General features: G+C 32.5%; 22 protein-coding genes and 1 riboswitch. Of the genes, 16 read left to right on the forward strand and 6 right to left on the reverse strand.

Annotated elements, in window-relative coordinates:
• The first annotated feature begins 19 nt into the window (after positions 1-19).
• Positions 20-757 carry a ThuA domain-containing protein gene (locus BN4220_RS10655; protein ID WP_066715909.1) on the forward strand — a complete coding sequence of 246 codons (738 nt, stop codon included), beginning with the start codon at positions 20-22 and terminating at the stop codon, positions 755-757.
• Positions 758-999: 242 nt separating this feature from the next.
• Positions 1000-2121 carry a helix-turn-helix domain-containing protein gene (locus BN4220_RS10660; protein ID WP_082812263.1) on the forward strand — a complete coding sequence of 374 codons (1122 nt, stop codon included), beginning with the start codon at positions 1000-1002 and terminating at the stop codon, positions 2119-2121.
• Positions 2122-2339: 218 nt separating this feature from the next.
• On the opposite strand, the gene BN4220_RS10665 is transcribed toward BN4220_RS10660, so the two are convergent.
• Positions 2340-2828: a GAF domain-containing protein gene (locus BN4220_RS10665; RefSeq protein ID WP_066715913.1), complete on the reverse strand. Its 489-nt coding sequence runs from the start codon at positions 2826-2828 to the stop codon at positions 2340-2342.
• 18 nt (positions 2829-2846) lie between these two features.
• Positions 2847-3206 carry a YccF domain-containing protein gene (locus BN4220_RS10670; protein ID WP_066715915.1) on the reverse strand — a complete coding sequence of 120 codons (360 nt, stop codon included), beginning with the start codon at positions 3204-3206 and terminating at the stop codon, positions 2847-2849.
• 278 nt (positions 3207-3484) lie between these two features.
• Between BN4220_RS10670 and BN4220_RS10675 the strand changes: the two genes are divergently transcribed.
• The 3 genes from BN4220_RS10675 to BN4220_RS10685 all read left to right on the forward strand — a co-directional run bounded on the left by BN4220_RS10675 (position 3485) and on the right by BN4220_RS10685 (position 8148).
• Positions 3485-4264, forward strand: coding sequence for a sugar phosphate isomerase/epimerase family protein (locus tag BN4220_RS10675; protein WP_066715920.1), 780 nt, complete (start codon positions 3485-3487; stop codon positions 4262-4264).
• A gap of 190 nt (positions 4265-4454) precedes the next feature.
• On the forward strand, positions 4455-6338 hold the full coding sequence (locus BN4220_RS20490) for an immunoglobulin-like domain-containing protein (protein ID WP_242867782.1): 1884 nt from the start codon (positions 4455-4457) through the stop codon (positions 6336-6338).
• 232 nt (positions 6339-6570) lie between these two features.
• Complete coding sequence (locus BN4220_RS10685) at positions 6571-8148, forward strand: tetratricopeptide repeat-containing diguanylate cyclase (RefSeq protein ID WP_066715922.1); 1578 nt, start codon at positions 6571-6573, stop codon at positions 8146-8148.
• A gap of 216 nt (positions 8149-8364) precedes the next feature.
• Here BN4220_RS10685 and BN4220_RS10690 read toward each other — a convergent pair whose 3' ends face one another.
• Positions 8365-9615 carry a cytochrome P450 gene (locus BN4220_RS10690; protein ID WP_066715925.1) on the reverse strand — a complete coding sequence of 417 codons (1251 nt, stop codon included), beginning with the start codon at positions 9613-9615 and terminating at the stop codon, positions 8365-8367.
• A gap of 663 nt (positions 9616-10278) precedes the next feature.
• Between BN4220_RS10690 and BN4220_RS10695 the strand changes: the two genes are divergently transcribed.
• The 4 genes from BN4220_RS10695 to BN4220_RS10710 are packed head-to-tail and all read left to right on the forward strand — an operon-like array spanning position 10279 to position 13244.
• Positions 10279-10938: an amino acid ABC transporter permease gene (locus tag BN4220_RS10695; RefSeq protein WP_066715926.1), complete on the forward strand. Its 660-nt coding sequence runs from the start codon at positions 10279-10281 to the stop codon at positions 10936-10938.
• Entirely contained in the window at positions 10919-11596 is a 678-nt protein-coding gene (locus BN4220_RS10700; RefSeq protein WP_066715928.1) for an amino acid ABC transporter permease, read from the forward strand. The genes BN4220_RS10695 and BN4220_RS10700 overlap by 20 nt, the downstream gene beginning before the upstream one ends.
• Positions 11597-11607: 11 nt before the next feature.
• Entirely contained in the window at positions 11608-12360 is a 753-nt protein-coding gene (locus tag BN4220_RS10705) for an amino acid ABC transporter ATP-binding protein (RefSeq protein ID WP_066715930.1), read from the forward strand.
• Positions 12357-13244, forward strand: a complete 888-nt coding sequence (locus BN4220_RS10710) for a cysteine ABC transporter substrate-binding protein (RefSeq protein ID WP_066715932.1) — start codon at positions 12357-12359, stop codon at positions 13242-13244. The genes BN4220_RS10705 and BN4220_RS10710 overlap by 4 nt, the downstream gene beginning before the upstream one ends.
• Before the next feature lie 108 nt (positions 13245-13352).
• Here BN4220_RS10710 and BN4220_RS10715 read toward each other — a convergent pair whose 3' ends face one another.
• The gene (locus BN4220_RS10715; RefSeq protein WP_066715934.1) at positions 13353-13541 is read right to left on the reverse strand and encodes a hypothetical protein; all 189 of its coding nucleotides are present in this window, start codon (positions 13539-13541) and stop codon (positions 13353-13355) included.
• Positions 13542-13818: 277 nt separating this feature from the next.
• Here BN4220_RS10715 and BN4220_RS10720 point away from each other — a divergent pair, with 277 nt between their 5' ends.
• The 3 genes from BN4220_RS10720 to ltrA all read left to right on the forward strand — a co-directional run bounded on the left by BN4220_RS10720 (position 13819) and on the right by ltrA (position 17026).
• Entirely contained in the window at positions 13819-14415 is a 597-nt protein-coding gene (locus BN4220_RS10720; protein ID WP_066715938.1) for an FMN-dependent NADH-azoreductase, read from the forward strand.
• Positions 14416-14756: 341 nt separating this feature from the next.
• Entirely contained in the window at positions 14757-15080 is a 324-nt protein-coding gene (locus tag BN4220_RS10725) for a HEAT repeat domain-containing protein (protein ID WP_066715940.1), read from the forward strand.
• A gap of 533 nt (positions 15081-15613) precedes the next feature.
• Positions 15614-17026, forward strand: a complete 1413-nt coding sequence (ltrA, locus tag BN4220_RS10730; protein WP_066713335.1) for a group II intron reverse transcriptase/maturase — start codon at positions 15614-15616, stop codon at positions 17024-17026.
• A gap of 142 nt (positions 17027-17168) precedes the next feature.
• On the opposite strand, the gene BN4220_RS10735 is transcribed toward ltrA, so the two are convergent.
• The gene (locus BN4220_RS10735; protein ID WP_066715944.1) at positions 17169-18515 is read right to left on the reverse strand and encodes an MATE family efflux transporter; all 1347 of its coding nucleotides are present in this window, start codon (positions 18513-18515) and stop codon (positions 17169-17171) included.
• A 179-nt stretch (positions 18516-18694) separates the two neighbouring features.
• Positions 18695-19960 (reverse strand): chloride channel protein, encoded by a 1266-nt coding sequence (locus BN4220_RS10740; protein WP_148401729.1) that lies wholly within the window; start codon positions 19958-19960, stop codon positions 18695-18697.
• A 47-nt stretch (positions 19961-20007) separates the two neighbouring features.
• Positions 20008-20080, reverse strand: a riboswitch (Fluoride riboswitch).
• Between the two features lie 156 nt (positions 20081-20236).
• Between BN4220_RS10740 and BN4220_RS10745 the strand changes: the two genes are divergently transcribed.
• Genes BN4220_RS10745 through BN4220_RS10760 form a run of 4 tightly spaced genes read left to right on the forward strand, consistent with a single transcriptional unit; the run spans position 20237 to position 22294 of the window.
• Positions 20237-20449 carry a hypothetical protein gene (locus BN4220_RS10745; RefSeq protein ID WP_066715946.1) on the forward strand — a complete coding sequence of 71 codons (213 nt, stop codon included), beginning with the start codon at positions 20237-20239 and terminating at the stop codon, positions 20447-20449.
• Positions 20450-20470: 21 nt separating this feature from the next.
• Positions 20471-20830, forward strand: a complete 360-nt coding sequence (locus tag BN4220_RS10750) for an arsenate reductase family protein (RefSeq protein ID WP_066715948.1) — start codon at positions 20471-20473, stop codon at positions 20828-20830.
• The gene (locus tag BN4220_RS10755; protein WP_066715950.1) at positions 20830-21777 is read left to right on the forward strand and encodes an NYN domain-containing protein; all 948 of its coding nucleotides are present in this window, start codon (positions 20830-20832) and stop codon (positions 21775-21777) included. The genes BN4220_RS10750 and BN4220_RS10755 overlap by 1 nt, the downstream gene beginning before the upstream one ends.
• The gene (locus BN4220_RS10760; protein WP_066715952.1) at positions 21770-22294 is read left to right on the forward strand and encodes a cysteine hydrolase family protein; all 525 of its coding nucleotides are present in this window, start codon (positions 21770-21772) and stop codon (positions 22292-22294) included. Before BN4220_RS10755 ends, BN4220_RS10760 begins: the two co-directional genes overlap by 8 nt.
• Positions 22295-22338 lie beyond the last annotated feature (44 nt).

The following is a 22338-nucleotide window of genomic DNA, read 5'->3' on the forward strand; positions in this document are numbered from 1 at the left end:
AAGAAAGAAAGGTAACGATATGAACATAACGATTTTTAATGAAGGACGCGATGAGAGAAATAAACCTGAGGTATTGACAATTTATCCAAATGGAATTGGAGAGACGCTCGCAGAAATAGTAAGTGAAATAGAGGACGCGAAGATAATTAAGATGGCGTCTTTATATGAAGAGGAATGTGGTCTTACAGAAGATATACTAGAACAAACAGACGTTTTAGTATATTGGTCCCATGGTGGAAATCGATTATTGCCAGATGAGGTGGCGGATCGAGTTTATCAAGCGGTCCTAAAAGGTATGGGATTTGTAGTACTACATTCAGCGAACACAGCGAAACCATTTGTAAAACTCATGGGTACCAGTTGTACTATGCGATATCGACATGACGATTTTGAACGATTATTTGTTGTAAATCCAACACATCCAATCGCAAAAGGATTACCACCTTATTTTGAGTTGGAAAAGGAAGAAGCTTACGGAGAATTTTTTGATATACCCAAACCAGATGATGTTATATTCCTAGGATGGTTTGAAAGTGGGGAAGTATGTAGAAGTGGGTGTACTTGGACGAGAGGTTACGGTAAAATATTTTATTTTCAACCGGGCCATGAGACAAATCCAACTTACTATAATAAAGAAGTTCGAACAGTGATCCAGAATGCATGTAATTGGGCAAAGCCAGATATCAAACGAACAGGGCAGATTAAGTGTGAAGAAATAAAGAAGGCGTTAGAAGATATTCGTAAGGAAGAAATTTAAAAGCAAGAGAAGAAAAGAAAAAATATAAAAGAAATATAAAAGTAAAAATTAGAAAGATAGAGACATAAAATTAAAGAATTTAAGATAAAAATCAGTAAGTAAATATGAAGTAATAAATCTGGAAATGAGAGCGAAGATAGTTATTTCCTAACGGTTAATTATTATTGAATATTATTTAACAACACCTCCATTGAGTTGGGATATATTAATTGCTATACTTATGTTAGAGCTATAACAAGAGTATGTATATATCAAAACTGATATGGAGGTGTATTTTTATAAAAATAGGAAAAACAATCTATACGCTAAGAAAAGAAAAACAAATGACCCAAGAACAATTAGCAAGTTTAATTGGCGTATCCGCACCAGCGGTGAGTAAATGGGAAAACGATAGTACCTATCCAGACATTACATTACTTTCTCCACTTGCAAGAGCACTAGGTACAACAGTGGATACTCTTTTATCGTTTCAACAGGAATTAAATGAGAGTGAATTAGAACAGCTTACTAGTTCTTTAAAAGAGTATTTTATAAAGAATGGGTTCCGTGCAGGAATTAAGAAGTGTAAAGAATATTTGGAAGAGTACCCTAATTCTGAAAAACTAAAGTTTGAAATCGTAATGATGACAAGCATGAACTTAGTTTATACTTTGGACTCAGATTATACGGATGAGGAATATGAAAACGTACAAGATTACAATGAAACAATGTGTGAACAACTAATAAATTCGAGCGATATCAATATAAAAATGACAGCGACAGTTATGCTTGCATCTACTTATATGAAAAAGAAGAAATTCGATGGTGCAAAAATATTATTAGAGACTTTACCCAATAATGGAATAAGTTCAGAACAGCTTTTTCCTGTATTATATATCCACAAAGGAGAGTATGAAACAGCGGCAAAGTTGTCTCAGCAATATCTTTTATCAGAAATTCAACAAGTTCTGGCTGCAATCATGAATTTATGGAATATTTCTAGTAGATTAAACCAATATGAAAAAGCACTATTATATGCGAAAGAGTATTATGATTTAGAACATAAATTTTCATTTTACAACGGGAATGGAGCATATTTGCTAGTTAGGTCTTACTTATATTTGAAGGATAAAAATCAAGCACTAATTTGGTTTGAGTGCTATATCAATGATATCCTAATGGCTGCAAATAATCAAAAGGAGTCAATTTACTGGGATTATATAATAAATGATGATGTTTCTGTTTCAGAAAAGAAAGAAGAGTTACAAAAGATTGTTTTAAAATCTATTGATATTGATCCTAATTATGATGATTTACGTAATGAATACAAATTTATAGAACAGGTGGATAGACTTAAGAAATCTGTGGAGCGAATAAATGAATGAAAACATCTTAATTAAATTTAATCGGATCCAGAAAAACCAATGAAAAAAATTAATTAAGTCACCTATATGTAAAAAATCACGTTACTACCAAGTTGTAAGTTTGGGGGCAACGTGATTTTTTATATATTAGATAATAAATTAATGAGTAATATCAATTATTTTATTGCAAGCAAGAAGACTGTAATACAAATAATGTAATAATCTTATCATTTTGAGTGTTACCAGTTACATGCGGATTCTAATATTTTAACAAAGGCTTCCAATCCTGCCAAATCTTCTTGATCAAAGCGATTTTTGATAGGACTATCAATATCAAGTACACCAACAATATTATTTCCATTACGAATTGGGATAACAATTTCAGAATTGGAAGCAGAATCACATGCAATGTGTCCTGGAAATTCGTGTACGTCAGGTACTAATTGTGAGCGATTTTCTGAAACTGCTGTACCGCAAACACCACGACCTACTGGAATACGAATGCAAGCCGTCTTTCCTTGAAATGGACCTAAAAGTAGATAACCATCGGTCATTAAATAAAATCCAACCCAGTTGATGTTTTTTAGTGCACCATTTAATAAAGCAGATGCATTTGCTAAATTCGGAATGGTGTGGGATTCCCCTTCTGTTAATGATTTTAATTGTTCACATAATAATAGATACATTTCATTTTTATCTTCTGGATATAAGTTATTAATCTCAGTCATTTAATCTTTTGTCCTTTCTTATATAACAGATGTCCCAAATGGCATCAGTGATAATTTAGCTATCTTAAAGCACTGCAAACCGAATGGAATTCCAATGATAGTAATGCAGAAAATACATCCAAGAATTGCAGATTCTAATGCAAGTCCAATTCCCCCAAAGATTAACCATAAAATATTTAATAAAAAGCTTCCAGGTCCGCCACCATAGCTTACTTCCTTACCAAATGGAAAAAATGCTAAGCCAGCCATTTTAAAACATTGAATACCAATAGGGATACCAATAATCGTAATACACCATAAGAGGCCAACGAATAGCCAACTAATACCCATGACAAAGCCACCAAAAATAAACCAAATTAAATTACCTAAACAGCCCATAATATTAACTCCTTTTGTTTTATATATCATTGTATTCGAAGTTTTGATATTTGATTTTATAATAAAATAGATTTCAATTCAAAACTGTAGGCTTAAATAGTAATCATTAGTAATAAGCTAAAAATATGATCAATCATGTTTATTTGCGAGAGACTTAATTTCAGTAGCTTAATTACAGTATATTGATTTAACAAAAAGTGTCAATGTAATTTAATGTATGCTATAGTAAATAAAAGGTATTATTGATGTAAAAGAAAATTTATATAAGGAGATTTATCATGAGATTTGGAATGCCTACGTTAATTGAAACAAAAGATTTGGATGAATGTGTAGCTTTATGTAAGCACCTAAGTTTGAATTTTATTGAGTTAAATATGAATATGCCACAATATCAATTAGAACAAATCGATGTTAAAAAATTAAATAAGATTCGTAAAAGAGAGAATATCTTTTTTACGATTCATCTAGATGAAAATCTAAATGTTGCTGACTTTAATCCCTTAGTGTCAAAGGCATATTTGGATACAGTTAAATTTACGATTCAACTTGCAAAACAAATCGAAGCACCAATTCTAAATATGCATATGTCGGAAGGTGTTTATTTTACCTTGCCTGATAAAAGAGTGTATTTATTTGAACAATACATAGAATCGTATAGGAAAAGTTTATTTGAGTTTAGAAATATGTGTGAGAAAGAAATTGGTCATACAGACATTAAAATTTGTATTGAAAATACAATCGGATATAAAGGGTTTTCTAAATCTGGAATTGAGTATTTATTAGAAAGTCCTGTGTTTGCGCTAACGTATGACGTGGGGCATGATCATTGCATTGGTTATAAGGATGAAGAATTTATAAAAAAGAATATTAAGCGATTGGTACATATGCATCTGCATGATGCTTTAGAGAATAAGAATCATCTATCATTAGGTGACGGGGATGTTAATATTCGTGAGAAGTTAATGTTAGCGAAAGAATGGGACTGTAATGTTGTGCTTGAAACAAAAACGATTCAAGGCCTAGAGCTATCAGCGTCGAGACTGTCAATATACAACTAGAATCATAAAGATGAAATATTGAGGGATAAGATTCATTGTAGTGTACACATATAGAAAATAAATGAAACCTATAACCAAGGTGACTCGTCTAATGTATACAAAATTAATCTAACCTAATCAAGATATCTCTCACTTCTTCAAGTGAAGGATGGAATGGATTGTTTCAGTTGGTAGACAGAGAAGGAGAAGGATGAGAGCAATGATGAAGAAATATAAATTATTGATGTTACTAGTGGTTATAGGTGTTATTTTCACTGCATGTACTAAAATTAATTTTAACTTTCAAGATAAGAATTGGGAAGTACTTAGTGTGGAAATAACAGAAAACAGTAATGGGATGAAGAGAACTTTAAATGACCTTGAAAGTGATGAAGTATTAAAACAATTATATGATTTGGAGTTTCAAAGAGCACGAGCATCGAAGCAGAATGAGGATGCTAAATTTATTTTGAATCTAAATATTATAGATTCATCCAATGAAGGTGAAACGATAGATATAATATCGGAAGATACAATCAGTTATGAAGGTGATATCTATAAAGCTAGTAATGGAACTTTTGATCTTGAATTTTTACAAGATTTATTTTGTGTAGAAAGTAAATATAATGACGTGAACTCTTTAGAAGGCATAACTCTGACCACAGAGCAAGAGATTTATGCAAATGAGGTTGAGTCGATAAAACTTGAGTTTAATAATAAACGTTCAAATCAGTTTACCTTTGGTAAAGAAATTAATTTAGAAGTTGAAGAAGATGGGATATGGTATCAGGTATTTCCGTCTGGTGATTTAGCATGGAATGATATTGGAATCATTTTAAATGGTAACTCAACAATGGAAGAGGTAATATCACTATCTGCTTATAATAATTATTTGATGAATGGTCATTATCGTTTTGTAAAGTCAGTATATATGCAAGAAGAGGAAAAGACGAGTGCCTATGTTTTAGCTGCGGAATTCTATGTAAAAGGAGAAGTTACAGGAGATGAAAACGCAGAAGTAGAAAATGCAAAAGAAGAGAACACAAAAGAAAACATAAAAGGAGAAGTTGCAGAAGAAGAAAATATAAAAGATAAAAACATAGAAAAAAGCACGAATGAAAAAAACACAGAAGAAGGGAAAGAAAGCTTAGATAAGCAGCCAGAGGATTTTTATCTAGAACTAGACAGTAACGAATATATTTATGATTTGTCATTAGATTCACAAGAAATATTTTATACTGTTTATAATAATACTGGTAAAACAGCTAGTTATGTAGCTGTACCAAAGCTTGAAAAGAAGACAGAGAATGGATGGGAAGAGGTAAATTGTACTGCAGGATTTTGTGGGACACCGGATTCTTTAGAAGATAAGAGAAGGGGAAGTATCGATCTTTCTTGGTTTTCAGATTTAACAGAAGGAAATTACCGTCTCTCGTATAATGTTAATAAATCCAGTTATAAAAGTGTTACAGTATCCGATGAATTTATATTAAAAACGAAGCTTAACAACGAGACAATTATTGATGAACCTGATAGAAATAAAATAAAATTTGCCAAACCTGTGATTTATCTATACCCAGAAACAGAAAGGAACATTCAAGTAAAGCTAGACTTAAAAGGAGAGTTATTTGTATCCTACCCAGATTACGTGGATGGGTGGAAAGTCACAGCAAAACCTGATGGAACCATAATGAATTCTAGGGATGGCTTAGAATATTCTTATTTATTTTGGGAGGCAATTACACAAAACGAATTTGATATGAGTAAAGGTTTTGTTGTTGCTGGCAAGGATACAAAAGATTTTTTACAAGAAAAGCTCTCTTATCTTGGTTTGACGCCAAAAGAGTACAATGAATTTATTGTATATTGGTTACCTCTTATGCAAAATAATGCATATAATTTAATTACATTTCAAGATGAAAGTTACACCGATAGTGCAAAATTAAGCATCTTTCCAGAACCAGATAGTATATTACGTGTATTTATGGTTTATAAACCGCTTAACCATTGGATTGACATAGAGGAACAGGAACTTCAAACATTTGAACGAACTGGATTTTCTGTAATTGAATGGGGCGGAACACAGATTAATTGATAAAATAAAACAGCAAGAAACTTTAAAAAGCTTAATTTAGAACGTTTTTAAAGTTTTAAGCTGTTTTTTATTTAAAATTTAAAATGATAAAATAATATGTTTGAAAATTATGGAAAATGGTGATATGATAAAATACATAACTGAATTTTTAAACTGATTATTTTAAATTTATTTATTTTAATAAAATATTATATTATATAAACATTTGAAACAATATGCTGAAGGTGATGTTATGAAAAAAGAAAATCGTATTATTATTAAACAATTAGAGTTAATGAAAGTAGAAAGTACTTTTACGAAAGAAATGCTTTCATTAACAGAACAACTATTAGAGAATGCTAGAAGGGATGGCGACACCTACAGTGAAGTTGTTTCACTTTATTATACATCATTGTATTACTATAAAACTGGAAATTTGGAATTAAGTTTAAAGCCTGTTACGTTAGCGAATGAGCTTAGTGAGAAAAATAAATTCTTAAATTATTACGTAATTACAAGTAATCTACTTGGAGTTATTTATAATTCTATTTCAGAAGAATTCTGGGGATTAGAGTATTTACTAAAAGGTTTTTATGTTAGTAAGGATATGAAAAATGATGATTTGACGAGCCGTATCTTAAATAATATTGGAGATATGTTTCATGAACTAGGTGATTACAAAGAAGCTTATAACTATCTTATAAGAGCAAAGGAATACAAAGAAAAAGTTGAAAATTATAAGGACGACGCTTATTCTACGATAGTAATGAATTTAATCGAAAATGCTATTTTATTAGAGAAAGATGATGAAGTAATTAGCTATATGGAGGAAATAGAGCCTACTTTATCAAATGAAGATCGTGAAATTTTACGCGCTATTATTGTATCCAAAGAAGTTATCTATAGTTTTGGGCTGGGTGACATTAGTAAAGCGAAAGAAGGAATTCAATATCTTCTAGAAAGAGTTTTGAAATACACAGAATACACTCATGCCTTTAATGCGCTTATGAGGGTGCGTCAAGTAATTTTCCAGTTAGGAGATAGAAAACTAGGAGATACATATATTAATGTTTTGAAAATGCTTGCTCAAGATATTGATGATGTTAATTACACAGCTAAATATCAAGATATCCTAGTTGAATATTATGAAGTTATTGGAGATAAGCAGCAGTGGCATGAGGCATTAGAAGAATATTATCGTTTTAACCATGAGAATGTGATAACACGTAAAAATAATTTTAGTAAAAGTCTCATAGCTAAGATAGAGTTGGAACGAGCAGTACATGAACATTATGAAATTTTAAAAAGAAATAGAATATTAGAGATTCTGTCTGAAGTGGATGATTTAACAGGTGTCTACAATAGAAGAACTTTAGAAAAGCGCGTTTTTGATAGTTTAGCGGAAGTTAATGATTCTTTTTATGCTATGCTAATTATAGATGTAGATCATTTTAAAATAGTAAATGATAGCCATGGACATATTTTAGGTGATAAACTTTTACGTAAAATGGGGACATTGCTTAAAGAGAGTTTTCATGAAAATTCCATTGTCGGAAGAATTGGTGGAGATGAATTTGTAGTTTTTATCGATCATATTGGAACGGATTTAGCATCCGCAATAAAAAATGTTGAATCACAAGTAGAGGATTTTCAAGAAAAGGTACGTAAAGTCAAGCTATCCGATAAGCAAAGTATACTTTCTGTAAGTATAGGGATAACGGTGGAAAAGGATAGAAAAAAATCCTTTAAATTTCTTTATAGTAATGCGGATACTGCCCTGTACGAAGCAAAAAATAGAGGAAGAAATTGTTATGTGTATCATGAAGTGTAGCCAATACCTAATAGTTAATGAATAAGCTTCCGTTGTTTTGCAGGTAACCGTTTCTTAGGGTAGGAATGTATTTGTTGGCATATGGTTTTTGAAAATTTAGTATCCAGTATTATACCAGCACAGGGAATTAAGGAATTAAACTTTATTTTTTTCAAAAGTGAAGTGCATCTTCAAATATTAGCTATACTCTATCTAATATTTGAGATGCACTTTTTGTTAATTTATTGGCTTTACATTGTTTATAATAAATCCGCTTTTTGGGTACGTAGGAATTTTAGAAAAATCAAAGTTTAAATCTTGGTTTGGAACATTATATTTTATTTTGTTTGCAAGAAAATCCAAAGTTACTTTCATTAGTTCTATGGTAATCCCTTCACCTGGGCATCGGTGACCAGTAGTAGAATCACCGCCTCCTTGTGGGATAAATTCATAGGTATATCCATGAAAGTCTCTAAATCGTTCTGGTTGAAATATATTCGGCTCTTTCCAAATCCCAGGATCATGATTTATCCCATAAATATCTAATAAAACCATCTCATTTTTCTTAAAATAATAATCATTCCAAGTAAAATCTGTCTTAACTTTTGCACCTAAAAATGGTGTGAAAGGATAGAAGCGTCTAACTTCTTGAACAAACATCTCTCTTTGTTTATCTTTTGTTAAATCACTGATAGAACTTTTATGTTCATATAAAGCTAGCGCCATAAACGATATATAAATAGATATTGCCACTATGGGACGAATAAGATTGATAAGTTCAATAGCGGCCATATTTAATTCTAACAAATTTCCATTGATATCTTTGAAGAAGGCCATCGCATAAAGAGGAGTATCTTCTGGAACTTTGCGTTTTTTATCTCGGACCTCCTGTATTATAGAGCCGATCCAAATCTCAGTTTTCGTTCTTGCTTTTCTACCTTTCCAATGTCTTGGACCAATCGCGCCAAATGCATCAACCATTGAAAAAAATTCTTCTGCTTTATCTTTTACCTCTGATTCATTTAAAGATATACCTGCCCATAAGCAAGCGGATTTACATAAAACCTCTTTCGATTCTTTCAAGATATTTATTTCAGAAGCTTGTTCCCATCGACTGATTAAAGAATCCCACTCTTTCGCTACGATTTTACTTAAATCATTTTGGTTATTTTGAGAAGTGAGTGCGTTAAAAAGAGATTTGCGGTGTAAATGTGCTCCACCATCCATCCCTTGAACTGCATTCTCACCGAATAATGATTTTTGAATTCTTACTGGTGTAACACCATGGCGTATAAAATGAGTTGAGTCATAAAAAATCTTAGCTGCATCTTTGCCAGTGATACAAGTGATTTTTTTACCCAATAAATGTGTCTTAAATATATCGGTATTATATTTTTCAGTTCTGTTTTTTATAAAGAAATATCCTTCTTTTAATAATGCTAGAGTATTGTCGATTCCAGGATCTTGAGGGATTTGTTTTAAAGGCATATCGATATGTCCTTCTTTCTATTAAATATTATTATTTACTATATCCTAGAAGTTTTAAAATATACAATCGATGTTTATAGATAAATTTTGGAATTAAGTAAATGTAAGAGTAAGCACATATAAAATCATGTGAATATAAAATTAAGTAAATGCAAAATTAAGTAAATACAAAATTAAGAATAACCTCTTAGCTTTAAAATAGAAAAGATAGAGATTTAATCATGGGAAAGCAAGGATTATAGCATGTGTATTCAAGAAAAGTGTTATATAAAAAAGAATCTAACATAAATTGTTAAAAAAACTAACATATATTGTTAAAAAGTAATTGACATTTTACAAAACGGGTGTTACAATCTGAAATAAATTTAATATAATAATTCATATAGAAATAGTATGAATTAAAAAGAAAAAAGAGATGAAAAGAGAGATAGAAAATATATATCATTCTAAAAAATTTGAGATACATTTTCTATCTTAATTTTTTATTCTGATGTTGTAACAGAATGGGAGGAAATATGAACAGAATAAAATGCGAACAGCATAAAATACGAACAGAATCGAATATTCTTATGTGAAATACCAAGAAAGATTTTTTATGCGAGATTTTGTTGTTAATGTTTTTATGTGAGTTTTACATAGAATTAGAGGGGGAGAGGCGTTCATATGAATTACGATTTTATGATTAAGCATATACCTATGTATGTAGAGGCTGCGAAACTTACCCTTTACATTGGTTTTATAGGTATTATAATTTCAATTTTTATTGGATTATTGCTTAGTGTTATTAGATATTATAAAGTGCCAGTTTTAAGTAAGATAGCAGGAGCATATATCGAATTATCAAGAAATACCCCTTTGTTAATTCAACTTTTCTTCTTATATTTTGGCCTTCCACAGTTGGGAATTAAATTAAGCTCAGTTACTTGCGCGGTGATTGGTCTTTCATTTTTAGGAAGTAGTTATATGGCGGAAGCTTTTCGAAGTGGTTTTGAAGCAACTAGCAATTCACAAATTGAATCAGGGATTAGTATTGGACTTAATACGAGACAGTTAATACGGTATGTTATTTTACCACAGGCATTTTCAGTTGCAGTTCCATCAATTAGTGCGAATATTATTTTCTTACTAAAAGAAACATCCGTATTTAGTGCGGTTGCACTTGCAGATTTAATGTTTGTAGCAAAGGATTTAATTGGTTTGTATTATAAAACAGATGAAGCATTGTTTATGCTAGTCATATCTTATTTGATTATTTTACTTCCAATCTCTTTGATACTATCCTACATTGAGAGGAGGGTGCGATTTGCTGAGTTTGGGAATTAGTGTTTTATTCGAAGGAAGAAACATGGAAAGACTCTTTGAAGGGTTGTTCGTTACGATTCAGATTGCTTTAATTGCAGTTTTAATTTCCTCGGTATTAGGTATTATTTTTGGAATTATTATGACATCAAAGAATATCGCAATCCGTATTCTATGTCGTTTTATTTTAGAGGCGGTTCGAATTATTCCAGTTTTGGTATGGTTGTTCATATTCTATTTTGGCGTTACTAAGTTGATTGGTATACATATTGATAGCATGGTTGTATCAATTATTGTTTTTACTATTTGGGGTACAGTTGAGATGGGAGATATTGTAAGAGGAGCTATCACCTCGATCCCCAAACATCAAAAGGAAAGTGCAAAGGCAATCGGTTTAACCGAAATACAGATGTATCGTTATGTAATTATACCTTTAGCTGTACGTAGATTAGTACCAGCAGCGATTAATTTAATTACAAGAATGATAAAAACAACTTCTTTGGTTGTATTAATTGGAGTTGTAGAAGTACTAAAAGTGGGTCAGCAGATAATGGATGCGTCTAGAATTACAAATCCAAGTGCACCGATATGGATATATTCCTTTATATTCTTATTATATTTTGCCCTTTGCTATCCAATATCGTTGCTATCAAAGAAATTAGAAAAAGCATGGAATAGTTAGGAGGAACCATTATGGCTGATGCATTGCTTCAAATTAATAATGTAACAAAACACTATGGAAATGATCCCATTTTAAATGATATCACTCTTCATATAAAACCAGGAGAAGTAGTAGTAATCATAGGACCTTCTGGGTGTGGTAAAAGTACATTATTGCGCTGTGTAAATGGATTAGAGCAAATACAAGGTGGAGAGATTGTATTAGATGGAGAAATAATAAGTAACAAAGTAAAACGAGATACTCGTGTTAGAACCAAAATAGGAATGGTATTTCAAAGTTATGATTTATTTCCACACATGACAATCATTGATAACATTTTGTTAGGCCCATTAAAAGTACAAAAGAGAGAAAAAGCAGAAGCCCTAGAGCAGGCGAAAAAGCTTCTTGAAAGGGTAGGATTAAAGGATAAAATAAACGCTTATCCAAGACAGCTGTCCGGTGGGCAAAAGCAAAGAGCAGCAATTGTTCGTGCTCTTTGTATGAATCCTGAAATTATGCTTTTTGATGAAGTTACTGCAGCACTCGATCCGGAAATGGTTCGTGAGGTACTTGAAGTTATTTTAGAACTTGCAAAGCAGGGGATGACAATGGCAATTGTTACACATGAAATGCAATTTGCCAAGGTGGTGGCTGACCGTATTGTCTTTATTGACGAGGGGAAAATTGTTGAGGAAGCGCCACCAGAGGAGTTTTTTAATCGCCCGAAAACAGAACGGGCAAAGAAATTTTTAAAACATTTTAATTGGGAGGATGAGCAAGTATGAAAAAGAGAGTAATTGCATTATTATTGACGGCTATTTTGGTTATGGGGGCATTGGTAGCGTGCGGAACGAAGGACGATGCTGTGACTGGTACTTCAGAAAGTAAGAAAGATGATAAAACAGGTACTTCTAGAATCGAACAAATTAAGAAAGATGGAAAAATAAGAATCGGTGTATTTAGTGACAAATCTCCATTTGGTTATGTAGATGCAAATGGGGATAATCAAGGCTTTGACGTTTATATTGCAAAACGTTTTGCAAAAGATCTAATCGGTGATGAGAATGCAGTGGAATTTGTTCTTGTTGAGGCAGCAAGTCGTGTAGAATACTTAACAACAGGTAAGGTAGATATTATTTTAGCAAACTTTACAGTGACTGATGAGCGTGCAGAAGTTGTTGATTTTGCAAATCCTTACATGGTATGTGCTCTTGGTGTAGTTTCTCCAGATGGTGCGCCTATTACGAGTGCAGATGAATTTGCTGGTAAGACATTAATTGTAAACAAAGGAACAACGGCAGAGATATATTTAAGAGAGAATTATCCAGATGTTGAATTATTAGCATTTGATGAAAATACGGAAGCTTTTAATGCATTAAAGGATGGTCGTGGAGATGCACTTGTACATGACAATACGTTATTATTCGCATGGGCTCTTGAAAATGCTGGGTTTACGGTAGGTATTGAAGCTATGGGAAATCAAGATACAATTGCACCTGCAGTAAAGAAGGGTGATACCGAATTATTAGAGTGGATTAATAAAGAATTGGAAAGTCTTGGAAAAGAAAATTTTATACATGAGGCCTATGATGCTACTTTAAAACCAGTATACGGTGATACGGTAAATCCTGAATCTGTTGTGGTTGAAGGTGGAGTAGTGAATAATTAAGGGCAACAATAGCAAAGGGCATAGTCAGAACTGACTATGCCCTTTGGTGTGATTACACTTCTTTTTGGGGGCGTATCTTATTGAAGTTCTAGCTTACTTCATAATTTGTTAATAATAATCTGAGTCGTCATCATAATCATTAGAGATAGCATCAAAGTCATCCTTATAGTCATATTGACTTGTTTCTTTTTTTGAGGTACTAGATGTAGCAGTCTTATTTGTTTTCTTTAGATTATTGCTACTTGTAGAGGATTCCTCTAATTCTTTACGATAGCGTTGGTTTGATTGTTTACTCATACTTTCACTTCCTCTCTTAAGATACCTATAGTATTACATTTATTTCCTAGTCTATACGAATTAAAATTAATAAAATAAATTTTTTTTAGGTATTGCATATTTTAAAACTAGTGCTATAATAAAAACATGATAATGATTTCTATTATTAATATAAAATAAATTGTTAAAAAAATAACATCTCTTTTTTTACAACATTATGTTAAAGTTTAGACAATGAGTAAATAAACGGAAAATAAACCATGTATTAGAGTGGCCATTATGAAAGGAATTTAAAATTATGAGTAAAGTATTATATATTAAAGCAAATATTAAACCAGAAGGTGAATCAAGAACATTTCAAGTATCTGATTATTTTGTAGAACAATATAAGAAAGAACATCCACAGGATGAAGTAATTATAGTAGATTTATATAAGGAAAATGTAGACTTCTTAAGACCAGAGGATTTAGGTAAAATATTTGGACCAAAAGACGAGAGTAGTAAGCAGAATGGAGTTTTAAAGTATGCATATCAATTTGCTGACGCTGATAAATATATCTTTGCAGCACCAATGTGGAATTTAGGAGCTCCTGCAATTTTAAAAGCTTACTTTGATTATATTAGTGTAGTTGGTATTACATTTAAGTATGGAGAATCTGGTCCAGTTGGTTTATGTGAAGGTAAAAAGGCGGTTCACATTACATCAAGGGGCGGAGTATATACTGGAACTCCAATTGAAATGGATGATAGATATTTAAGAACTATTTTAGGATTGTTTGGAGTAAAAGATGTTACTACAATTCCAGTGGAAGGCGTTGATATCCTTGGAATTGACGTGGTTGCTAAAGTGAATGAAGCAAAAGAAATCGCAAAAAATGTAGCAAGTGAATTTTAAAATTCGTAAGTAGGAATAGAAATAATGGACAGAAAGCTGGTGGCAAATAGTGATAATAGAATGCTATTTGTCATCAGCTCTTTTTAAATGATAGAAAATAAAAGCATAAATGCTGTGTCCTATCATATATATCAAAGGTGAATGAATTATATCGTCTAACAAATTAATTTGTACCTACAAGAGTAGATTTTATAATAAATAAATAAAAAATAAATATAAAATTATTATAATATTTAGACAGTTTAGTTGTTATTTTTCGTGTAGTGTGCTACAGTATAGTTGCGACCTTGCAGATTGATTTTTTGTAAGATTACAATTAAATACATAGAAGGAGCAAAATTATGAGCGAAGAAAGAGAAATTGAAAAGATACAAAAGTTAGCTGAGAAGAAAAAAACTGAAAAAATTGAGAAGTATCTAAGAGACAAGGATATTAAAGTGGTGAAAGCAGCCATTGGTGCTTTGGGTGAGATTCAGGATGAAGCCGCAAGAAATTTATTGAGTAAATTAATTGATGACGAGAATCCAGAAATCCGAAAAGTAGCTATTGTTGCCTTTGGTAAAGGAAAAACAGAACATGCAAAAACATTCCTACAGCATCTTTTAGCAAGCGAAAAAGATGAGGAAGTCAAGGAAATTTTAAGGAAAGTGTTGCATGAATTTTAGGTGGAATATTTACGCTTACGGATAATAAAAAATTTAGAAATAAAAAGTATAGAACATAATCAGTATGAAAAAGGAGGCTATTGCTAAATTTCTTTGCAATAGCCTCCTTTATAGTGTGCCCAGCATGGGCGCAATCTAATGGGTTAAAGTCCCTAACACAGCCTAGTAGTGGCAAGTGTATAGCCTAAGACAAGGGTGTCGTTCGCGAGGGCGAATCTGAAGGAAGTCCGTGGGCAAATCTCTGGTCTGACGAACAGAAATCACATACAAGGCATTAATTAAGGATAAGATTGCTATACAAATCGAAGTCCAATAACTACTCGAAATTAATTAATGTAAATGTGGCAGATAGATGGAGAGGAAGATTGCGTTCTTACCTGGGGAGGTCTTAGTGATACGTCATGGAAGTGAACTCTGAAATGACAACCCATGCAGTGATGTATGGCTGAACACTAAGAAGTCAGCAGAGGTCATAGTACCGGAGGTAGTCGACGACCTATGGGAAGGACTGAACAATAGGAGGTTTTGAAAGTTTGAAAGAAACAAAGAAATGTGATGACAGCAGACAACTGAATACAGAATCAGGTCATTTGCAAAAGGATAGAGTGGAACTCGAAAGCTATGCAAAGGCGCCGAGCATTTCTATGACGTCGGATAACAGACAGAACGCCCGAAGAGAATATCACTATGGATTGCTAGAGAAAATCATTAGTAATGAAAATCTAAATGAAGCCTTTAAACGTGTAAAGAAGAATAAAGGAAGTCATGGAATCGACAAGATGGGAGTAGATGAACTTCTACCATATCTAAGAAGTCATGGCGAAGAGCTTAAGCAATCCATAGCAGATGGAAGTTATAAACCGAATCCCGTAAGAAGGGTAGAGATACCAAAGGATAACGGGAAAACAAGACCATTAGGGATACCAACTGTAGTAGACCGAGTGATACAACAGGCAGTATCACAAGTACTAACGCCAATCTTTGAGAAGAAATTTTCAGAGAATAGTTATGGATTTAGACCAAATCGAAACGCGCATCAAGCAATTCTAAAATGTAAAGAATACATGGATGAAGGCTATAAATGGGCGGTAGATATAGATTTAGAAAAGTACTTTGATACTGTCAACCACGATAGGTTAATTGGGCTGATTTATAAAGAAGTCAAGGATATACGAGTAATCGGACTGATAAGGAAGTATCTAAATGCAGGAGTGATGGAAAAGGGATTAGTAAGTGCTACTGTAGAAGGAGTGCCTCAAGGTGGGAACTTATCTCCACTATTAAGTAATATCATGTTGCATGAACTGGATATGGAATTAGAACGAAGAGGACTTAAGTTCTGCCGTTATGCAGATGATTGCAATGTATACGTGAAATCAAAGAAATCAGCAGAGCGAGTTATGAAAAGTATCACGGAGTTTATAGAAAAGGACTTGAAGCTTAAAGTTAACAAAGAGAAAAGTAAGGTAGACCGACCATGGAAACTAAAATATTTAGGATATACCTTTTACAATAAGAAAGGTGAAATGGGAATAAGAGTACATCAAGTTTCTGTTAAGAAGTTAAAAGGAAAACTTAAGAGTATCACTGGAAGAAGTAATGCAATGAGTATGGAACTCAGAGCTATTAAACTAAAACAATTAATTGTTGGCTGGATAAGTTACTTCAAACTAGCAGATATGAAAGGTACTTTACGAGAACTTGATGAGTGGCTAAGAAGACGTTTACGTCTTTGTTACTGGAAACAGTGGAAAAAGATTAAAACGAAACATGATAACTTAGTTAAACTAGGGGTAGAGAATTGGAAAGCATGGGAACATGCGAATACAAGGAAAGGCTACTGGAGAATCTCCAATAGCCCAATCTTAAATTCAACTCTTACCAATAAATATCTTAGAGAACAAGGTTTTATAACACTTAGTGAAAGATATTCGCAAATAAGGTAATCTTATTGAACCGCCGTATACCGAACGGTACGTACGGTGGTGTGAGAGGACGGAAATTCAATTAATGAATTTCCTCCTACTCGATTAAATAACTAAAACTCCATACATACATATTTATACAAGTGTGAAGTTTGAGTCATTATTAATTACCTTTTATATTCACTTCTGAACTTAATGTCTTATAAGACTTTAAAAGTATTGGAACTTCATAAGTAAGCATTGCAATCCATCCAAAAAGACAAGCAAAAGCGATTCCAGAAAAACCTAATCTTGGGGCAAAGATATATGCAAAAATTACTCGAAAGAGCATTTGAACAAAGGTTGAATTCAAAGTAACTTTCATTCTTCCCATTCCTCTAAAATAGCCTTGAATACCATTTGTACTTGCAGGTAGCAAATAAAAGAATGCCATATACGTTAAATATACTACGCCTAATGGTAGAGCGGAACTATTTGCATCTGGTAAGAATAATCGTAAAACAGGTCGAGCAATAATCAAAACAATGATACCTAGGCATACGCTATAAGCATATTCCATAATCATACCCATTCGAAATCCTTTTTTGATACGTTCCTTATTACCAGCACCACGGTTTTGCGCAATAAAAGTAGTCATACTTGCAGCAATACTTTGTTGAGGCGTAAATGCAAAATCATCCACTCGATTTACAGCATTAAAAGCTGCGATACTTTGGACTCCTAGTGGATTAACCGCACCTTGAACTAAAACCTTACCGATGTGAAGACATGTTTGTTGCATGGCGGAAGCCCAACTATATTCAACAGTGATTTTTAATAAATGTTTTTTTACAATAATATCTTTTGGTTTTAATTTAAGGATTGGAATCTTTCGGTATACATATATAACACATAGTATAGCTGAAACAGCTTCAGCGATAACGGTGGAACATGCTGCCCAACGAATGCCGAAATCAAAGATTCCGATAAAAATCAAATCAAGACTTACATTTAAAATCGAAGAAAGAATCAAAAATATAATTGGTGTTTTTGAATCTCCGACACTTCGCAAACTTGCGGAATATATATTATAGAAAAAAGTAAAGATAAGTCCAGAAAATATTATTTGAAGATACGCAGTTGCATCACTTAATATTTCATCTGGAGTATTTAATAAATGTAGTAAAGGCCTAGCAAAAATGATACATAATAAACTACTTATTATGGTGAATGCGGCACCAATTACCATGGAAGTAGATACTTCATGTTTAAAGCTAACCATATCTTTTTTTCCATAAAACTCACTCATAAGTACAGAGGTACCAAGGCATATTCCTGCAATAAAAAATATCACAATGTTCATGATTGGATTTGCAGTACCTACAGCTGCAAGTGCATTTTCACTAATAAATCGCCCTACAATAATGGAATCTGCAGCGTTATACGTTAATTGGAACATATTACCTAGAATAGTTGGAACTGCAAAACTAATCAAATGTTTTGGGATATTACCCTGTGTTAAATCTCTCATTTTTGCGATACCTTTCTGTTTCTTCGCTAGTATTCTTTTTACAAATCTCAATAAATTATTAAGTTTTCTGCTTTACAACGCAATATATATATCATATCTGGTATTATTTTATTCGTCAAGAAAACTTATAGTTAGCAAAGAAACTTATCCATTGAAAGCCCATTAAGGTGCTATGTTATTTAAGCTTTAAATACACGATGAAAGATACTTTTATTGCCGATGGCTCCTAGCCTTTGACCGATATCAGTTTGTGTTTGATATTTGCTTATCATAATAATTTGAGAAGAATAAATTCCACTGTTTCCAGAAACATAGTAACTGATCAGTGCTGCAATGATATAATAAGGAATGGCATTTACACCAAACATTTCAATTCCTAACATTATTGTTGTAATTGGGGTATTTGTAGCACAACCAAACACTGAGATAAGGCCTAAAGCAGCAAGGAGTGATGGCTCTATGTGTGTTATTTGACCGATATAGCCGCCAACAGAAGCACCAATATCAAAAAGAGGAGTGACCTCACCACCTTGAAAACCGCATCCCAGTGTTAAAACTGTAAGTATTAACTTTTTGATTGGAGCCAATAGGGTGACCTTGCCATCAAATCCAGCCTGTATGATCCAAGTGCTTAAACCTGTGAACTTAAAAGCATTTAATAATACCATAACAAGGATGTACAAAAGACTTCCAGCAACTACTCGATATAAATAATTATGTATTATATTAGAATATAATTTTTTTAATGCTTGGACAGAAATTGCAAAAACTCTTCCCATGAATCCAAATGCACAGGAAGCAAGAATGAGAATTATGATGTTATATAAACTTAAGGATGGTATTGATTTTATCACATATGAGGTATGTGTAATACCAAATAGTCTTGTGATATAGTCAGCAATATAAGAGGAAAAAAAACATGGAAGCAAGGCTTCATAACTTATCTTACCGATATAGCACATTTCCATACCAAAAAAAGCACCTGCTAAAGGTGTGCCAAAAACAGAACCAAAAGCAGCACTTATACCTGCCATTACAAAGATGCGTTTATCTTTATGTTCCACTTTAAAATAATTTGCAAGATTATTTGATAATGCACCACCAATCTGAACAGCGGTTCCTTCTCGACCCGCAGAACCCCCAGTCAAATGTGTAAAGATAGTAAATATAAATGTGAGAATGGACATTCTAAGTGGTACGTTCCTCTCTTCCTGCACGCTTTCGATTATGAGGTTATTTCCAAGATTCGAATTCTTACCGTATTTGTTATAGATAAAAGCAGTTGCAACTCCTGTGAGTGGGAGAAATATTATGAGAAAATGGAATTGCTCTCTTAGCCCAGTTACCAATTGTAGTAGTGATAAAAAGGCTGCAGAAATAGTACCCATCAATATGCTGGTAATGGTCAAAATTGAAAGTGAAATAATAATTTTTTTAGGTTTCATTATAAATCTCCTTTAGAATAGAATAAAAAAAGCCGATGATATCTGCATAGTATGCAGAAGTCATCAGCTATTAAGCGGTTTTGGCAAATGCCAAGGGAGACGTTCATTCCCCAGCAGAATTTATTATAAGACGGAAATAGAGCAGTGTCAATGCAAAGAATTAATAAAAATCATTTTAGACGTATATTGTTAGGAATGATATTCAGTGGTATACTTTTAGCATAAGTATGAGTTTAATTAGTATAGACGTAAAAAAAATAGAGAGGAATTAATAAGATGAAAATAAAGTTCAACGAGGAGCAAATTAAATTATTAAAAACATTAGATATTCCGTATTCCGTAACTGGAGATTTGGATGATGGACAAATTTTAGATATGGATACCGTGGTAACGGACCATTTGATTGAATACGGTATTGACGAAGATGAAAGCGTAAATGAAGTGGGTAAAATTTGTGAGAGTATTTTAAAAATATTAGGTGAGATATAATTTAGTAAAGGAGTATAGATTATGTTATTTATTGAATATCCAAAATGCAGTACTTGCATAAAAGCAAAAAAATGGTTAAATGAGAATAATGTACAATATGAAGATCGTCATATTGTAACAGACAATCCTAAAAAAGAAGAACTTAAAGTATGGATTGAAAAAAGCGGAAATCCAATTAAAAAATTTTTTAATACTAGTGGCTTAAAATATAAGGAATTAAATCTAAAAGATAAGTTAAGTACAATGAGTGATGATGAACAAATTGAATTACTAGCGAGCGATGGAATGTTAGTAAAACGTCCATTAATCATAGACAATGACTCTATTTTAGTAGGTTTTAAAGTCGCTGAATGGGAGCAGCATTTTAGAAAGGAGAAATAATGGAGGATAAAAGATTTGCAGTACTTATTGATGCGGATAACATATCTGCAAAGTACATCAAATATATTTTAGATGAGATTTCAAAATACGGTAGTGCAACTTATAAAAGAATCTATGGAGATTGGACAAAAAGCGAAGCAAACAGTTGGAAAGAAGTTTTATTAGAAAACTCCATTGTGCCAATACAGCAATATAGTTATACAACGGGAAAGAATGCAACAGACTCAGCTATGATTATAGATGCAATGGATATTTTATATTCCAATAAAGTGGAGGGATTTTGCCTTGCATCTAGTGATAGTGATTTTACTAGATTAGCTATGAGATTAAGAGAATCCGGCATGATGGTAATTGGTATGGGTGAGAAAAAAACACCGGAACCTTTCCGTGCTGCGTGTGAAAGATTTACCTATTTGGATGTATTAGCACAAGTGGATCAGTCAGAAGGAGACTCAAGCCAAGGAATTGAAAATGAATCCACAGTTAGCATCCAAGCCATTGAAGCAACAATTATTAAGATTATTACTGAGAATGTTAACGATGGACGTGAAACTGGAATTGGTGAGGTTGGTAGTCGCTTGGTAAAACTTTATCCTGACTTTGACGTTCGTAACTATGGTTATACGAAGCTTTCTAAATTTTTAGATAGTATTGACTCACTAAAGACAAGAATTTCTGGTAGTACAATTACTGTTTATATTAGAGATAACACCAATACGATGGAACATATTGAAAGTGTGATACGTGCAATCATTAAAGAAACAGGTAAGAAACGCATTAATATGGGAGAATTAAATCAAAAACTTCGTGTAAGAATTCCTGAATTTAATGTTAATAATTATGGTTATACGAAGTTTTCTAAGTTTTTGCAAGAGTTTCCGGCAATTCGTGTGATAGACAATATCAAAGGAGGCACCGCTCAGACGGTGGTAATCGAAGATGAATAATTTATTATTGGTCATTGATATGCAAAATGATTTTATTGATGGTAGTCTAGGTACAAATGAAGCGAAGCTAATTGTTTCTAACGTGGTTGATAAAATAAAGAATTTTCAGGGCAATGTTGTTTTTACAAGAGATACGCATACCAATGAATATCTGAATACAATGGAAGGGAAGAATCTACCCGTTCTTCATTGCGTAAAAGATACCGCTGGATGGCAATTAAACAATAAGATAGAAGAGATAGCTAAGGAAAGAAAGAGCCTAATAATTGATAAGCCTTCTTTTGGTTCCTTGGAATTAGTGAATGAAATCAAAAAATTACAAAATGAAGCCTTTGATAAGATTGAATTGATTGGGCTTTGCACTGATATTTGTGTTATTTCAAATGCATTAATACTAAAGGCCGCATTTCCTGAATGTGATATCGTTGTTGATAGTAGCTGTTGTGCAGGGGTTACTAAGGAAAGTCACCAAAATGCATTAGAGGCAATGAAAATGTGTCAGGTAACGGTGATATAAAAATTTAGATATTAAAAAGTTAAAACACGCATAAGGGAAAAACA

Origin of the sequence: Clostridium sp. Marseille-P299 (assembly GCF_900078195.1) — a bacterium.
Classification (GTDB): domain Bacteria; phylum Bacillota; class Clostridia; order Lachnospirales; family Lachnospiraceae; genus Lachnoclostridium.

Bases quoted from the DNA above. Each gene is read 5' to 3' on its own strand.
- BN4220_RS10655 (WP_066715909.1), top strand. From the start codon at position 20: ATGAACATAACGATTTTTAATGAAGGACGCGATGAGAGAAATAAACCT.
- BN4220_RS10660 (WP_082812263.1), top strand. From the start codon at position 1,000: ATGTATATATCAAAACTGATATGGAGGTGTATTTTTATAAAAATAGGA.
- BN4220_RS10665 (WP_066715913.1), bottom strand. From the start codon at position 2,828: ATGACTGAGATTAATAACTTATATCCAGAAGATAAAAATGAAATGTAT.
- BN4220_RS10670 (WP_066715915.1), bottom strand. From the start codon at position 3,206: ATGGGCTGTTTAGGTAATTTAATTTGGTTTATTTTTGGTGGCTTTGTC.
- BN4220_RS10675 (WP_066715920.1), top strand. From the start codon at position 3,485: ATGAGATTTGGAATGCCTACGTTAATTGAAACAAAAGATTTGGATGAA.
- BN4220_RS20490 (WP_242867782.1), top strand. From the start codon at position 4,455: ATGAGAGCAATGATGAAGAAATATAAATTATTGATGTTACTAGTGGTT.
- BN4220_RS10685 (WP_066715922.1), top strand. From the start codon at position 6,571: ATGAAAAAAGAAAATCGTATTATTATTAAACAATTAGAGTTAATGAAA.
- BN4220_RS10690 (WP_066715925.1), bottom strand. From the start codon at position 9,615: ATGCCTTTAAAACAAATCCCTCAAGATCCTGGAATCGACAATACTCTA.
- BN4220_RS10695 (WP_066715926.1), top strand. From the start codon at position 10,279: ATGAATTACGATTTTATGATTAAGCATATACCTATGTATGTAGAGGCT.
- BN4220_RS10705 (WP_066715930.1), top strand. From the start codon at position 11,608: ATGGCTGATGCATTGCTTCAAATTAATAATGTAACAAAACACTATGGA.
- BN4220_RS10710 (WP_066715932.1), top strand. From the start codon at position 12,357: ATGAAAAAGAGAGTAATTGCATTATTATTGACGGCTATTTTGGTTATG.
- BN4220_RS10715 (WP_066715934.1), bottom strand. From the start codon at position 13,541: ATGAGTAAACAATCAAACCAACGCTATCGTAAAGAATTAGAGGAATCC.
- BN4220_RS10720 (WP_066715938.1), top strand. From the start codon at position 13,819: ATGAGTAAAGTATTATATATTAAAGCAAATATTAAACCAGAAGGTGAA.
- BN4220_RS10725 (WP_066715940.1), top strand. From the start codon at position 14,757: ATGAGCGAAGAAAGAGAAATTGAAAAGATACAAAAGTTAGCTGAGAAG.
- BN4220_RS10735 (WP_066715944.1), bottom strand. From the start codon at position 18,515: ATGAGAGATTTAACACAGGGTAATATCCCAAAACATTTGATTAGTTTT.
- BN4220_RS10740 (WP_148401729.1), bottom strand. From the start codon at position 19,960: ATGAAACCTAAAAAAATTATTATTTCACTTTCAATTTTGACCATTACC.
- BN4220_RS10745 (WP_066715946.1), top strand. From the start codon at position 20,237: ATGAAAATAAAGTTCAACGAGGAGCAAATTAAATTATTAAAAACATTA.
- BN4220_RS10750 (WP_066715948.1), top strand. From the start codon at position 20,471: ATGTTATTTATTGAATATCCAAAATGCAGTACTTGCATAAAAGCAAAA.
- BN4220_RS10755 (WP_066715950.1), top strand. From the start codon at position 20,830: ATGGAGGATAAAAGATTTGCAGTACTTATTGATGCGGATAACATATCT.
- BN4220_RS10760 (WP_066715952.1), top strand. From the start codon at position 21,770: ATGAATAATTTATTATTGGTCATTGATATGCAAAATGATTTTATTGAT.